Source organism: Chelativorans xinjiangensis (assembly GCF_009812055.1).
Lineage (GTDB): Bacteria > Pseudomonadota > Alphaproteobacteria > Rhizobiales > Rhizobiaceae > Chelativorans > Chelativorans xinjiangense.
In genome coordinates, this window is the sequence record NZ_WQNH01000005.1 from 115753 (window position 1) to 130112 (window position 14360).

Here is a 14360-nt window from a genome sequence, read left to right on the forward strand (position 1 = left end):
GCGTATAACCGATAAGACTGCCGGTGGGGTATAGGAGAAAGCGTAGTGTTTTGCCGGGATTGTGCCGTCGCGGGTTGCCGCACCCCTATCGCGCCCGCTATAGCCCGCCATTCAGGAACCGGGAATGAAGAGCGGCGGCTGATGGATATGCTTGCACCGGACGAGAAGAAGAGAGTGGATCTGGGCGATGCGGCGGCCGTCGACGGCGCCATCACCTCGCGCCGCTCCGTGCGCGCCTTCCTGCCCGATCCGGTGGACGAGGAGACGATCCGCGACATCCTCAGCGTCGCCTCGCGCGCCCCGTCGGGCACCAACATGCAGCCATGGAAAGTCTATGTGACGACGGGCGAGGCCAAGGCGCGGCTTGCCGAGGCCATCCTGTCGTCAGGCATCCGTGCCGAAAAGGTCGAGTGGGACGAGTACAAGTACTACCCGGACAAGTTCTTCGAACCCTATCTGTCGCGCCGCCGCGCCGTCGGCTACGCCCTCTACAGCCTGCTCGGCATCGGCCGCCGCGAGGTCGAGAAGATGCGCGCCCAGCACGACCGCAACTTCGTCTTCTTCGACGCGCCCGTGGGCATGATCTTCACCATCGACCGGCGGCTCAACAAGGGCTCCTGGGTCGACCACGGCATGTTCCTGCAATCGATCATGATCGCCGCGAGGGCGAGGGGCCTGCACACCTGCCCGCAAGCCGCCTTTGCGCCCTACCACCGCTTCATCCGGCCCATCCTCGACATCCCCGAGGAGGAGATCGTCGTATGCGGCATGGCGCTCGGCCATGAGGATACCTCGAAGCCGGAGAACCGTTTGCGGAGCGAGCGGGCGCCGCTGGAGGAGTTCGTTTCCTTCGTGCGATGAGGCGAGCAGGCGGCTTACCAAAATGTAATGCCCCGGCAAGCACGCCGTAATGTTGAGTATGGCAGAAAGTATGCTTCCCCAAGCCGCTGCAGCGGCAAACCAAGGAGTGGACGCATGCTTCGCAAGGTTCTTCTTCCCGCACTCGCCTTTTCGCTGATGACGGGAACCGCCGCCCTGGCGCAAAGCGAGACAGAGGCCGACAAGCCCGCCGTCACCCTCAAGCGCGGTGAGAACATCCGCGGCGCCATGTTCAGCCGCCTCGATCAGGACGACGATGGGACGGTGACGGCGGAGGAATTCGGCGGTGAGCGCCTGGAGACCCTGCAGGCAGCCGACGCGAATAGCGACGGCACCCTCTCCCAGGAAGAGATGGTGGCCTATATCACGAAGCGCGAGTTCGAGCGCAGGGCCGAGCGCATGGCGCGGGTCCTCGACGTCGACGGCGACGGAGCCGTCACGCTTGCCGAGATCGAAAACCATCAGGGCAAGCGCTTCGCTCTTCTGGACCGCGACGACAACGGTGAATTGAGCGAGGACGAGCTTCGCCGTTCCGCCGATGGCTTCCGCGACATGCACATGCGCGGCATGCAGGACGGCCCGCGCTTTGCCATGCGCCATCGCGGACCCGGCCCGCGTTTCAAGCATATGCGTATGCACAGGATGGGCCCCATGATGGACGACGAGGGCGCCGATGACGAGGCGATGCAGGAATAGAGCCTCATCAACTTGGGGCCCGGCACTTGGAACCCGGCGCGCAGGCGCCGGGTTCTTTCATTTCCGGCCAAGCGCGAGGCGCTCGGGCGGAAACGTGGACGTGGCGTTCCTCCGCCTTTGCCGCAGGTGGCGGCGGGATTTCTGGACAGCTTCAAGCGCGGGCGCTAAAAGGCAGCGATCCTCTTCCCGCGCGCGTCGCGGGCTTCTCGCAAAGGCAAATACATGAGTGGCGTCAACGACATCCGGTCGACTTTTCTCGACTATTTTGGAAAGAACGGGCACGAGATCGTGGCCTCGGGCCCGCTCGTGCCGCGCAATGACCCGACCCTCATGTTCACCAACGCCGGGATGGTGCAGTTCAAGAACGTCTTCACCGGGCTGGAGACGCGCCCCTACAGCCGTGCCGTCACCGCCCAGAAATGCGTGCGCGCCGGCGGCAAGCACAACGACCTCGACAATGTCGGCTACACCGCGCGTCACCACACCTTCTTCGAGATGCTGGGCAATTTCTCCTTCGGCGATTATTTCAAGGATGTCGCCATCGAACTCGCCTGGAACCTGATCACGAAGGAGTTCGGCCTCGATCCGAAGCGCCTTCTCGTCACCGTCTATCACACCGACGACGAGGCGGCCGGCCATTGGAAGAAGATCGCCGGTCTTGCCGACGACCGCATCATCCGCATCCCCACCTCGGACAATTTCTGGGCCATGGGCGATACCGGTCCCTGCGGCCCGTGTTCGGAGATCTTCTACGACCACGGCGAGGAAATCCCCGGCGGTCCGCCCGGAAGCCCCGATGAGGACGGCGATCGCTTCATCGAGATATGGAATCTCGTCTTCATGCAGTTCGAGCAGGTCACGCCGGAAGAGCGCGTCGACCTGCCGCGCCCGTCCATCGATACGGGCATGGGACTGGAGCGCGTTGCCGCCGTGCTGCAGGGCGTGCACGACAATTACGAGATCGACCTCTTCAAGGCGCTTATCCACGCTTCCGAGGAGGCGACCGGCGTTGCGGCGGAAGGCCGGCAGCACGCCAGTCACAAGGTCATCGCCGACCATCTGCGCGCCGTAAGCTTCCTCATCGCGGACGGCGTGCTGCCGTCGAACGAGGGGCGCGGCTACGTGCTGCGCCGCATCATGCGCCGCGCCATGCGCCACGCGCAGCTGCTGGGCGCCGAGGAACCGCTGATGTGGCGCCTCGTACCGGCGCTGGTGCGCGAGATGGGCCAGGCCTATCCGGAGCTTTCCCGCGGCGAGGCGCTGATCGCCGAGACATTGAAGCTCGAGGAAACGCGCTTCCGCAAGACGCTGGCGCGCGGGCTCAACCTCTTGTCCGATGCCACCGAGGGCATGGGTGAGGGCGCGCGGCTCGACGGCGAGACCGCCTTCAAGCTCTACGACACCTACGGTTTCCCGCTCGACCTCACCCAGGATGCGCTGCGCCAGCGCGGCATCTCGGTCGATCTCGACGGCTTCAACGCCGCCATGGAGCGCCAGAAGGCGGAAGCGCGAGCCAATTGGGCCGGTTCCGGCGATATGGCGGCGGAGGCCGTCTGGTTCTCGGTCAAGGACAAGGCCGGCGCCACCGACTTCCTCGGTTACGAGACGGAGGAGGCCGAGGGCGTCGTCGCCGCGCTCGTCAAGGACGGTGCGATTGTCGAAGAGGCCGCGGAAGGCGAGGATGTTGCCATCGTCACCAACCAGACGCCCTTTTACGGCGAGTCCGGCGGCCAGGTGGGCGACACCGGCGTGATCGAGGGCGAAGGCTTCACCGTCGCCGTGAACGACACGCAGAAGAAGGGCGAAGGCCTGCTGGTGCATTTCGGCAAGGTGACGAAAGGCGCGGTCAAGACCGGCGAGGAGGTGTCGCTGCGCGTCGACCACGTGCGCCGTACCCGCATCCGCGCCAACCATTCGGCAACCCATCTGGTGCACGAGGCGCTGCGCGAGGTGTTGGGCACCCACGTCGCGCAGAAGGGCTCGCTGGTCGCCCCCGACCGGCTGCGCTTCGACTTCTCGCATCCCAAGCCGATCACCGGCGAGGAGCTTTCGCACATCGAGGACATCGCCAACGGGATCGTGCTGCAGAACGCGCCGGTCGTCACGCGTCTGATGGCGGTGGACGATGCCATCGCCGAGGGCGCCATGGCGCTGTTCGGCGAAAAGTACGGCGACGAGGTTCGCGTCGTCTCCATGGGAACCGCCATGGATGGCGAGAAGGCCGTCAAGACTTATTCGCTGGAATTATGCGGCGGCACCCATGTCGCCGCCACCGGCGACATCGGCCTCGTGCATATCGTCGATGAAGGCGCGGTCGCCGCCGGCGTGCGCCGCATCGAGGCGCTGACGGGGGCCGCCGCCCGCCGCCATCTGGACGAGCAGGAGCGTCGGCTGAAGGCGGCCGCCTCCGTGCTCAAGGTTTCACCGTCGGATGTCGTTCCGCGCCTGGAAACGCTCGTGGAAGAGCGCCGCAAGCTCGAGCGGGAGCTTTCAGAGGCGCGGCGCAAGCTGGCGCTCGGCGGCGGCTCGGCCGGCGAGGGCGCCGGCGACCGGCAGGACGTCGGCGGCGTCGGCTTCATGGGCCGCGTGGTGGACGGCATCTCGCCGAAGGACCTGAAGCCGCTGGCCGACGAGGGCAAGCGCTCGCTCGGCTCCGGCGTCGTCGTCTTCGTCGGCACGTCGGACGAGGGCAAGGCGAGCGTCGTCGTCGGCGTCACGGACGATCTCACCGACCGCTTCAGCGCCATCGACCTCGTGCGCGTCGCCTCCGCGGCAATAGGCGGCAAAGGCGGCGGCGGCCGGCCCGACATGGCCCAGGCCGGCGGGCCGGACGGCACGAAAGCCGCTGCAGCTGTCGAAGCCGTGAAGGCGGCGATGGCGGGGTAGGCTGTCCGATCGTCGGCGCTTCAGCACGCTCCAGATGTCAGGACGTGGGTTCGGTCGCCTTGAGGCTTGCCCGGGCCGAGATGTTCGTCCACCAGGCCGCGAGGTCGGGATGCTCGTTCAAAAGCGCGCGCCCCTCCTCGGCCCTCGCGAAATAGGCAAAGATCGGGGCTGCGTGGAGGTCCGCGAGCGTCAGCCGTTCGCCGCATAGCCATACGCCGCCCGACTTGAGGCGCGAAAGCACCCTCAGGCAGGTTGCCGCCTTGGGGAGTGCGGCGGCGACCTTGGCCGCATCCGTCGTCTTGCCCTCTCTCCGCTTTGAAACCCTTTCGACATAGATGTCCCAAACCAACGTGCGGTAGGCATAGGCGTCGAGAATGGAGATGATCTGGCTCATCCTCGCCCGCTGCCGGACGTCGCTCGGCTGCAACGCGGGACCCGGAAACGCCTCGTCGATATAGCGGGAGATCGCAGCAGTCTCGAAAAGGCGGAAATCGCCGTCTTCAAAGGCGGGGATGCGTCCGAAAGGCTGGTGATCGAGATACCAGGCCGGCACACCATCCTTTGAAAAGACGTCGACCGGCACAAGCTCGTGGTCGACGCCCTTCTCCATCAGGACAAGCCGCGCGATGCGTACATAGACGCTGTAGTCTGCTCCCAGGAGGCGTGGCTTGGCCATTGTTTCCGCTCAGGCCATCGCCTTCTGCAGGTTCTCGTCGATCTTGTCGAGGAAGCCGGTGGTCGACAGCCACGGCTGGTCCGGGCCGATCAGGAGCGCCAGGTCCTTGGTCATGAAGCCCGATTCCACCGTGTCGACGCAAACCTGCTCCAGCGTCTCGGCGAATTTCTTCAGCGCCGCGTTGTCGTCCAGCTTGGCGCGATGGGCGAGGCCCCGGGTCCAGGCGAAGATGGAGGCGATGGAGTTGGTGGAGGTCTCCTCGCCGCGCTGATGCTGGCGGTAGTGGCGCGTGACTGTTCCGTGCGCGGCTTCGGCCTCCACCGTCTTGCCGTCCGGCGTCATCAGCACCGAGGTCATGAGGCCGAGGGAGCCGAAGCCCTGGGCCACCGTGTCCGACTGCACGTCGCCGTCATAGTTCTTGCAGGCCCACACATAGCCGCCCGACCATTTCAGGCTCGATGCCACCATGTCGTCGATCAGACGATGCTCGTACCAGATCTTCTTTTCCTTGAAGGCAGCCTCGAATTCCGCCTCGTAGACCTCCTGGAACAGGTCCTTGAAGCGGCCATCATAGGCCTTCAGGATCGTGTTCTTGGTGGAGAGGTACACCGGATAGCCGCGCATCAGGCCGTAGTTCAGCGAGGCGCGGGCGAAGTCGCGGATCGAATCGTCGAGATTGTACATGGCCATTGCCACGCCGGAGGAGGGCGCGTCGAAGACCTCGTGCTCGATCGTCTGGCCGTCCTCGCCGACGAATTTGATCGTCAGCTTGCCCTTGCCGGGGAATTTGAAATCCGTGGCGCGGTACTGGTCGCCAAAGGCGTGACGGCCGACGATGATCGGCTGCGTCCAACCGGGCACCAGGCGCGGCACGTTCTTGGCGATGATGGGCTCGCGGAAGATCACGCCGCCCAGGATGTTGCGGATGGTGCCGTTGGGCGAGCGGTACATGCGCTTCAGCCCGAATTCCTCGACGCGCGCCTCGTCCGGCGTAATGGTGGCGCATTTCACGCCGACGCCGTATTCCTTGATGGCGTTGGCAGCGTCGACGGTGATCTGGTCGTCGGTGGCGTCGCGCGCGTCGATGCCGAGGTCGAAATATTTCAGGTCGATGTCGAGATAGGGGTGGATCAGCTTGTCCTTGATGAACTGCCAGATGATGCGCGTCATCTCGTCGCCGTCCAGTTCGACGACGGGATTGTCCACCTTGATTTTCGCCATTTTACAAACCTCTTTACGGAGAAAAGGCGGCCGCGCCGCCGACAGACCTGATTGCAGGAAGTGGCGCCCCTATAGCATTGGCCGCTCGCTTGGCAAAGGCGGGAGAGGAGGCGCTTTACCATCGCCGAGGAAGCCGCTAACAGCAGCGTCATGGCAGGCACCGACAAACAGCGCGAGATGCTCGCGGACGGACCGGCGATCGTTCTGGTCGAGCCGCAGCTTGGCGAGAATATCGGCATGGTGGCGCGCGCCATGGCCAATTTCGGCTTGGGCGAGCTTCGCCTCGTCAATCCGCGCGATGGCTGGCCGAACGAGAAGGCGAGGGCGGCGGCGAGCCGTGCCGATCACGTCATCGACGCCGTCAAGGTCTATGACGACCCGGCGGAGGCGGTTGCCGATTTGAACTTCGTCCAAGCCACCACCGCGCGACCGCGCGACAACTTCAAGCCGGTGCGCGGGCCGGTGGAGGCTGCGGCCGACCTGCGCGCCCGCCATAAAGATGGCCAGAAGACCGGCATCCTGTTCGGCCGCGAGCGCTGGGGGCTCACCAACGAGGAAGTGGCCATGGCCGACGAGATCGTCACCTTCCCCGTCAATCCCGCCTTCGCCTCGCTGAACATCGCGCAGGCCGTCCTCCTTATGTCCTACGAGTGGATGAAGACGGCGCCGCAAGCCGCCGTCCAGCCCGTAGGGCCGCAGCAGACGCCCGCCACCAGGGAGCACCTCAACAGCCTGATGGCCTATCTCGACCGCGTGCTTTCCGAGCGCGGCTATTTCCGCACGGAAGACAAGAAGCCGAAGATGATGGACAATCTGCGCGCCCTCTTCACGCGGCCAGGCTTCACCGTGGAAGAACTGGCGGTCCTGCGCGGCGTTCTGACGTCACTGGAGAAGTTCACGCCCAAAAAGCCGAAGGGCTCGGGCGAGGGGAGATGACTTTTCCATGCTGAGTTCTTTCGCGCCCCCCTCTAGCCTGCCGGCCATCTCCCCCACGAGGGGGGAGATCAGCCGTCGCTACGCTCGCCGCGCCTTCTGCAAAGTGGGAGAGTTGGCGAAGCGGGCGATGCCAGCCGATCTCCCCCCTCGTGGGGGAGATGGCCGGCAGGCCAGAGGGGGGCGCGAAGGGGCGCAGCTTCCATCGCGATCATGTGGGCCGCGGTGCTGATGCAGTCGAACAGCGGCCCCATCCTCTTCTTCGATTCGGGCATCGGCGGCCTGTCGGTCGTCAAGGAGGCGCGCGTGCTTCTGCCGGAGCATGCCTATGTCTACGTCGCCGACGACGCGGCCTTTCCCTACGGCGCGTGGGAGGAGGAGGCGCTCAAGGCGCGGCTGGTCGACCTCTTCGGCGGTCTCATCGCCCGTTTTTCGCCCTCCCTCATCGTGATCGCCTGCAACACGGCCTCCACCCTCGCCATCGCCCACCTGCGTGCCGCCTTTCCCGGCCAGCCCTTCGTCGGCACGGTGCCGGCGATAAAACCCGCCGCCGAACGCACCCGCTCAGGTCTCGTTTCAGTTCTCGCGACACCCGGCACGGTGAAGCGGCAATATACGCGCGACCTGATCAGCCAGTACGCGGCCAAGTGCCATGTGCGCCTGGTCGGCAGCGAAAACCTCGCCCGTTTGGCGGAGCAATATATGCGCGAGGGTTTTGTCGATGAGGAAGCGGTGCGCGCCGAGATCGAGCCCTGTTTCGTCGAGCACGAGGACCGCCGCACAGACATCGTCGTGCTCGCCTGCACGCACTATCCGTTCCTCGTCAACCGCATGCGCAAGACCGCACCCTGGCCGGTCGACTGGATAGACACGTCGGAGGCAATCGCCCGCCGGGCGCTGGCGTTGGCGCAGGAATTGCCGGATTCGCGCTGGCGAGAGCAGCCGGATACAGCCTTCTTCACCTCAGGCGCGCTGCCCGCCAGCCTGCGCCGCCTCGTCTCCGGGTTTGGCTTCGAGGTGCGGGATTGCCTAGCGGTGGAGGGATGATTCCCGTCGTAGAGAAGAGGCGGCGCTGACGCACCGCCTCTTCTTCAGTGGTGTTGAGTGTCCAACATCTTATCCGATGAGAATGACCGGGGAGACAATGAAAGCGGAATCGCTGAGAAAGGCGAAACTGCTGCTGTCGAGCCTTCCATGAAATCCTTCCAGGAGGATACAGTTGTCCTGATAGTTGATATGCACTCCATCCATTCTTCCGTAGTCTATATCAACATCATCCATGCTGGACGGTACTGCATTTCCGTAGAAGACAAGCTTGTCAAATCCTTGTTCAAAGTCGGTAATAGTGTCATTGCCTATTCCAATGTCCATCGCAGCATCATCGCCCGTCGCAAGGACATTGTCATACATTTCGAAGAGGAAGATGTCCTTGCCTGCACCGCCTGTCAAAACATCGTCGCCGGTGTAGCCATATAGCGTGTCGGCGCCGTTACCGCCGTTCAATTCGTCGTCCCCGGCCATCCCCAAGAGGAGATCATCGCCATCCCCGCCCTCGAGGATGTCTTTGCCGCCGACCCAGGGTATGGAAGGGTCGTCTCCCAAAAGTATATCGTTGCCGCCGAGACCGTAGAGCTTGTCGGATCCATGATTGCCATAGAGCCAATTATCGGCTTCGTTTCCAATAAGGATATCGTCGCCGCCACCTGCTTTGGCGTGCTCGATGACGGTATCGATATAGATCCCGATGTTGTCGTTCTTGCCGCCGACACTCGAGAAAGCTCCGCTCCGAAGGTCGATGGTCTGGTCTTCGTTGAATCCGGAGACATCGAGCGTGTCGGTACCGCCTGAATCGTATATAGTAAAGCTGATTAGCTTGCCGAACCTGGTTAGGTCATATATCTCATTGGTATTGGGGAAGTCGTCTTCGGAAATGTTAAACCCGTATGTGGTATTGCCGATCCGGGTTTCCGCAGCTCCGTAGAGATATTGCATAGCCTGAATATCCGCCATTTGCGGTGTAACTGGAACGAGTTGAGACAAATCCTCTTGTCTGTTGTGATGGTACGACATGATCGACAGTTGCGAGGATTCTTTCTCAAATAACTTTCCGTGTTCTGCTTCCGCTCCCCCGTTGTAGTTTCCAGGGTGGCCCAATCCCAACACATGGCCGATCTCGTGCATAATCGTTGTCAAGTCACTGGCCTTGGCGACTTTAAGAATCTTTTCTTCGGTCATCATCCGCACCTCCGGTATCGCTTCCTCGGGAAAACCCGCTGCGATAAGCTCGTCGTCCGTCATCGTCAGAGTTCGCAGCGCCAGATCGCGGTCAGCGGAATTGTCGGGGGTATGGATCTTGGCAGCCCCCCAGGCAAAACCGGCAGCTGCCCCCGCACCATCCTCACGAGATTCTCCATCGCCCCTGAAGGTTATATTGGGAGGTCTGTCGCTTACCACATCGTCAGGAATTCTTGTGAACCTGATGTCGGCTACATCCTCCCATGCCTGGAGGGCGGTCTCGACGAGCTTTGCTCTTTCCTCGGAAAAACCATACAGGCGATAGGTGAACTCTCTTTCCTCGCGAGGAAAGCCGTCGACATAACCGGTGGCTTTTCTTTCTTCAGCGTCCCCGCGGGTCGTGGACAGATCTCCGCGGTCTTTCGAATAACCACTGGTGAGATAGTCCACCATTCCCTGCAGCCCCTGTTTCGTCAGCGGCAGCGGGCGGTCCAGGATGGGTTCGTGCAATTGGATGTCAGGGTCAGTGGTATGATAAGTATCATTCATCATAATATCTCATTATATTCAATATAATACAGTCGTTTCACCGATGATTTCGGTGGATGTCACAGTATTTATTGGTGTATGAAAGTAAAAATCAATTGTCACAACGATCCCAAACGACGCGTTACCGCAACATGTGTTGGAAGATCTCCTGCCGTTCACCCCGTGCGATCGGACGAGACGCCGGATGGCACATCGTAACGCTCGTTACGGCGCGTGTGCTGTGCGCCGCCTGATAAACATCACGCGCGCGAGGGTCGGACATTTGCTCTTTCCAATCCCGTCACCTACCCAAAACCGTTGACTTTCCTGCCGATCTCCCCTATCTCCCACGCCAGCGCGATGGCGTTCACTCGCCGCCGCGCTTTTTAACGTGTCCCGTGGAAATCGCCACAAGCGTGCGGCGGTTTTCCTGTCAGGCCTCGAAAACGGAGGCCAGAGGAGGGCGCGTTTCCTTCGCTCGGTGCATGAGGTGCCGGGTGTGTTGTTTGAAAAGGGAATGCGATGAGCAAACGCCACTCCGCAAAGTACAAACTCGATCGTCGTCTTGGCGAGAACGTCTGGGGACGGCCCAAGTCGCCGGTCAACCGCCGCGAATACGGCCCCGGCGAGCACGGCCAGCGCCGCAAGGGCAAATTGTCCGATTTCGGTCAGCAGCTGCGCGCCAAGCAGAAGCTCAAGGGCCACTACGGCGACATCTCCGAAAAGCAGTTCCGCCGCATCTACGACGAGGCGAACCGCCGCAAGGGCGAGACGACGGAGAACCTGATCGGCCTTCTGGAATCGCGCCTCGACGCCGTCGTCTACCGCGCCAAGTTCGTGCCGACCATCTTCGCCGCGCGCCAGTTCGTCAACCACGGCCACGTCAATGTGAACGGCCGCCGCGTCAACATCCCGTCCTACCGCTGCAAGCCGGGCGACGTGATCGAGGTGCGCGAGAAGTCGAAGCAGCTCGTCCTCGTGCTGGAGTCGGTTCAGCTCGCCGAGCGCGACGTGCCGGATTATGTCGAGGCCGACCACAACAAGATGGTCGCCAAGTACATCCGTATTCCGGCGCTTGCCGACGTGCCCTACGCCGTCCACATGGAGCCGAACCTGGTCATCGAGTTCTACTCGCGCTGACCTAGTGGCCTGACCCAAACAGATGGTATCCATCTGTTTGGAAAAATCAGCCCACAAGCTATTGGCCTGGTGGGGCGATTTGTCCTGACAGATGGGCACCATCTGTCAGGATCGCACCACTGGCCGACACCGCTTCGGGAAAGGCCGCCACCACGTGCGGCCTTTTTCTTTTGCGGCTCTAAGGCTATGCAGGGGGCATGATGACAGTCCATCAACAGCCCGACCTGGAAGCGCCGGCCGACGTGGCAAGCCATCCGCTCTTTGCGGACGCGCCATCCTCGGTGGAGTTCAACAAGTTGAGGAAGCGCCTCCTGCGCCAGACGCGCGAGGCGATCGAGGCGTTCTCGATGGCCGCCCCCGGCGCGCGCTGGCTGGTGGCGCTGTCCGGCGGCAAGGATTCCTACGGTCTGTTGACCGTGCTGCTCGACCTCAAATGGCGCGGCCTCCTGCCGGTCGAGCTTCTCGCCTGCAACCTCGACCAGGGCCAGCCGAATTTCCCGAAGCACGTCCTGCCGGACTATCTCACCTGCCTCGGCGTTCCCCACCGTATCGAGTACCAGGACACCTATTCGGTGGTGACGGACAAGATCCCCGAAAGCCGCACCTATTGCTCCTTATGCTCGCGCCTGCGCCGCGGCCATCTCTACCGCATCGCGCGGGAGGAGGGGTGCTCGGCCCTGGTCCTCGGCCATCACCGCGAGGACATCCTCGAGACGTTCTTCATGAACCTGTTCCATGGCGGGCGGCTTGCCGCCATGCCGCCCAAGCTCCTCAACGACGAGGGCGACGTCATGGTGTTGCGTCCGTTGAGCTTCTGCGCCGAGGCCGATCTCGAAAAATTCGCGCAAGCCATGCGCTTCCCCATCATCCCGTGCGATCTGTGCGGCAGCCAGGAAGGGCTGCAGCGCGACGCCATGAAGAGCATGCTTGCCGACATCGAGAAGCGCATGCCCGGCCGCAAGGACACCATCATCCGCGCGCTCGCCAACGCGCGCCCCTCGCACCTCTTGGACCGCAAGCTGTTCGACTTCGCCTCTCTGAATGCCGCTAAACCGGCGGATTGACCGTTCGGAACAGCCGGCCGCGCTCGCCGATGAGCACCAGTATCAAGGCAACGACGGAGACGACGAAATAACCGCCGGCGAGCGGCGTCAGCGTGCCGTCGAAGGCTTGGCCGATCATGGCGCCCAGGAGCCCGCCGCCTAGCGTGGTGACGAAGCCGAGCACGGCGGCCGCTGTGCCCGCAACGTGCCCCAGCGGCTCCATGGCGATGGAGTTGAAGTTGGGCCCGATCCAGCCGAACATGAACATGGAGGCCGAGAAGAGGACGAAGAAGAGCGGGAAGGATATCGGCCCCATCAGCGACAGCGTCAGCCACAGCGCGTTGACGGCGACGAAGGTCACAAGCGCGCCGTGCGACAGCCGCCGCATGCCGAGACGGCCGACGAAGCGCGAATTGGTGAAGGATGACAGCGCCATCAAGCCCGCGCCGACGGCAAAGAGCAGTGGAAACCAGGTTCCGAGCCCGTAGATGTCGACATAGATCTGCTGCGCGGAGTTGATGAAGCCGAACAGCGCCCCGAAGATCGCCGTCGCGGCGAGCATATAGCAGAACGCGATGCGGTCGGTGAGGACGTAGCCGAAGCCTTGCACCACCGAGCGCAGCGAAAGCGCGCGCCGCATGGTCTGAGGCAGGGTCTCCGGCAGGCGCAGCCAGGCCCACAGCGCCACGACAAAGGCAAGCCCCGCCATGAGCAGGAATATCTCCGGCCAGTTGCCGAAGATCATGATGAGTTGGCCGAGGCTGGGCGCCATCACGGGGATGACCATGAAGACCATCATGACCATGGATAAAACTTCCGCCATCTGCCGCCCGCCGAAGATGTCGCGGATGGCCGAAACGGCGATGACGCGCGTGGCGGCGGCGCCGATGCCCTGGAGAACGCGCAGCGCCAGGAGTGCGGCGAAGCTCGGCGCAAAGGCGGCGGCAAGGGCGGCGCACATGTAGATGACGAGCCCCGTGAGCAGCGGGCCGCGCCGCCCGAAACGGTCGGAGATCGGCCCGTAGAAGAGCTGTGCGCCGCCAAAGCCGACGACGTAGGCGGTGATGACGAACTGCCGGCTGTTTTCGTCTGCAACCCCGAGAGCGCCGCCGATCTGCTGCAGTGCCGGCAACATGATGTCGATCGCCATCGCATTCATTGCCATGAGCGCGGCTGCGAGCGCGATGAACTCGGCCTTGCCGATCGTCACGCGCGATCGGACCGGCTCTTCCCGTGCGGCGGATTCGTCCATGGTTCCTGCTCCGGCGGCGGCGCGCATGGAGGAAGGCGCGCTCGTTTCGACAAGAATGCTCGATACCGGTGCCCAAGGCGCCGGGATCGGATGACGGCAAAAAGACGCGTCGGCCCTGCGGCCGACGCGCCGTAACGACGTTCAAATGCCGACCCGGCCCCGGAAGGCGTTTTCACGCCATGCCGGGGGAGGGCCGGTTTTACGTTTCCCTAAGCGGCGCCGCGCGCGCTCACGCCCTTTTCGGCGAAGAACGATTGCAACTCGCCGGCCTGGAACATCTCGCGGATGATATCGCACCCGCCGACGAACTCGCCCTTCACATAGAGCTGCGGAATGGTCGGCCAGTTGGAGAATTCCTTGATGCCCTGGCGCAGATTATCCGAGGTGAGCACGTTGATGCCCTTATAGTCGACGCCGAGATAGTCGAGGATCTGCACGACCTGGCCCGAAAAGCCGCACTGGGGAAAGCCGGGCGTGCCCTTCATGAAGACAACGACGTCGTTCGCCTTCACCTCGTTGTCGATGAATTCGTTGATACCGCTCATCGCCTGTCCTTTCGTTGCCGGCAAGGCCGGCATTCGTAAGCTGTGCTGACCATTATCTATTGCACGATCCGGCGCGGTGCAATGCGGAGGGGGCGGATTTGACCACGGCGAGTGATGAAGTTCGCTGGCGGTATTTCCCTTCTCGGCCTGTTGCAGAAGTTCGTTGATGCCGCCGATCGCCACGTCCAGAGCCGGCGATTGCCAGGTCAGGTCGTACTTGGTAAAGGACGGCCCTACCGTTTATCGACCACATCATTCAGGCTCGACCCCATGGAACCGAAGCAGTCAGACCGATAGGCCGCAACAACGCTTGCCTTGTTGTTGCG

General features: G+C 63.0%; 12 protein-coding genes. 7 read left to right on the forward strand and 5 right to left on the reverse strand.

The features are described 5' to 3' along the window. The first annotated feature begins 147 nt into the window (after positions 1 to 147). From GM910_RS05745 to alaS, 3 genes are all read left to right on the forward strand, one after another. On the forward strand, positions 148 to 861 hold the full coding sequence (locus tag GM910_RS05745) for a nitroreductase (protein WP_159586638.1): 714 nt from the start codon (positions 148 to 150) through the stop codon (positions 859 to 861). Positions 862 to 975: 114 nt separating this feature from the next. Further along, positions 976 to 1575 (forward strand): EF-hand domain-containing protein, encoded by a 600-nt coding sequence (locus tag GM910_RS05750; RefSeq protein ID WP_159586554.1) that lies wholly within the window; start codon positions 976 to 978, stop codon positions 1573 to 1575. A 222-nt stretch (positions 1576 to 1797) separates the two neighbouring features. After that, positions 1798 to 4461, forward strand: coding sequence for an alanine--tRNA ligase (gene alaS, locus GM910_RS05755; RefSeq protein WP_159586555.1), 2664 nt, complete (start codon positions 1798 to 1800; stop codon positions 4459 to 4461). Positions 4462 to 4498: 37 nt separating this feature from the next. On the opposite strand, the gene GM910_RS05760 is transcribed toward alaS, so the two are convergent. Further along, the gene (locus tag GM910_RS05760) at positions 4499 to 5137 is read right to left on the reverse strand and encodes a glutathione S-transferase family protein (RefSeq protein WP_159586556.1); all 639 of its coding nucleotides are present in this window, start codon (positions 5135 to 5137) and stop codon (positions 4499 to 4501) included. A gap of 9 nt (positions 5138 to 5146) precedes the next feature. Next, positions 5147 to 6358, reverse strand: a complete 1212-nt coding sequence (locus GM910_RS05765; RefSeq protein WP_159586557.1) for an NADP-dependent isocitrate dehydrogenase — start codon at positions 6356 to 6358, stop codon at positions 5147 to 5149. 150 nt (positions 6359 to 6508) lie between these two features. Here GM910_RS05765 and GM910_RS05770 point away from each other — a divergent pair, with 150 nt between their 5' ends. Together GM910_RS05770 and murI are read left to right on the forward strand one after the other, a co-directional pair. Continuing rightward, the gene (locus GM910_RS05770) at positions 6509 to 7294 is read left to right on the forward strand and encodes an RNA methyltransferase (RefSeq protein WP_159586558.1); all 786 of its coding nucleotides are present in this window, start codon (positions 6509 to 6511) and stop codon (positions 7292 to 7294) included. 228 nt (positions 7295 to 7522) lie between these two features. Beyond that, positions 7523 to 8338, forward strand: a complete 816-nt coding sequence (gene murI, locus GM910_RS05775; RefSeq protein WP_159586559.1) for a glutamate racemase — start codon at positions 7523 to 7525, stop codon at positions 8336 to 8338. Between the two features lie 69 nt (positions 8339 to 8407). Here the strand turns inward: murI and GM910_RS05780 are convergent, their stop codons facing one another. Then, a complete protein-coding gene (locus tag GM910_RS05780) occupies positions 8408 to 10075 on the reverse strand; it encodes a M10 family metallopeptidase C-terminal domain-containing protein (protein WP_159586560.1) in 1668 nt (555 codons plus the stop codon). Positions 10076 to 10576: 501 nt separating this feature from the next. On the opposite strand from GM910_RS05780, the gene rpsD reads away from it, so the two are divergent. Both rpsD and ttcA read left to right on the forward strand, forming a co-directional pair. Beyond that, the gene (gene rpsD, locus GM910_RS05785) at positions 10577 to 11194 is read left to right on the forward strand and encodes a 30S ribosomal protein S4 (RefSeq protein ID WP_159586561.1); all 618 of its coding nucleotides are present in this window, start codon (positions 10577 to 10579) and stop codon (positions 11192 to 11194) included. Between the two features lie 200 nt (positions 11195 to 11394). Beyond that, positions 11395 to 12258: a tRNA 2-thiocytidine(32) synthetase TtcA gene (gene ttcA / locus GM910_RS05790; RefSeq protein ID WP_159586562.1), complete on the forward strand. Its 864-nt coding sequence runs from the start codon at positions 11395 to 11397 to the stop codon at positions 12256 to 12258. Here the strand turns inward: ttcA and GM910_RS05795 are convergent. Further along, the gene (locus tag GM910_RS05795) at positions 12242 to 13489 is read right to left on the reverse strand and encodes a multidrug effflux MFS transporter (protein WP_246225861.1); all 1248 of its coding nucleotides are present in this window, start codon (positions 13487 to 13489) and stop codon (positions 12242 to 12244) included. The genes ttcA and GM910_RS05795 overlap by 17 nt on opposite strands. A 209-nt stretch (positions 13490 to 13698) precedes the next feature. Beyond that, positions 13699 to 14034 carry a Grx4 family monothiol glutaredoxin gene (grxD, locus tag GM910_RS05800; RefSeq protein WP_159586564.1) on the reverse strand — a complete coding sequence of 112 codons (336 nt, stop codon included), beginning with the start codon at positions 14032 to 14034 and terminating at the stop codon, positions 13699 to 13701. Between the last annotated feature and the right edge of the window lie 326 nt (positions 14035 to 14360).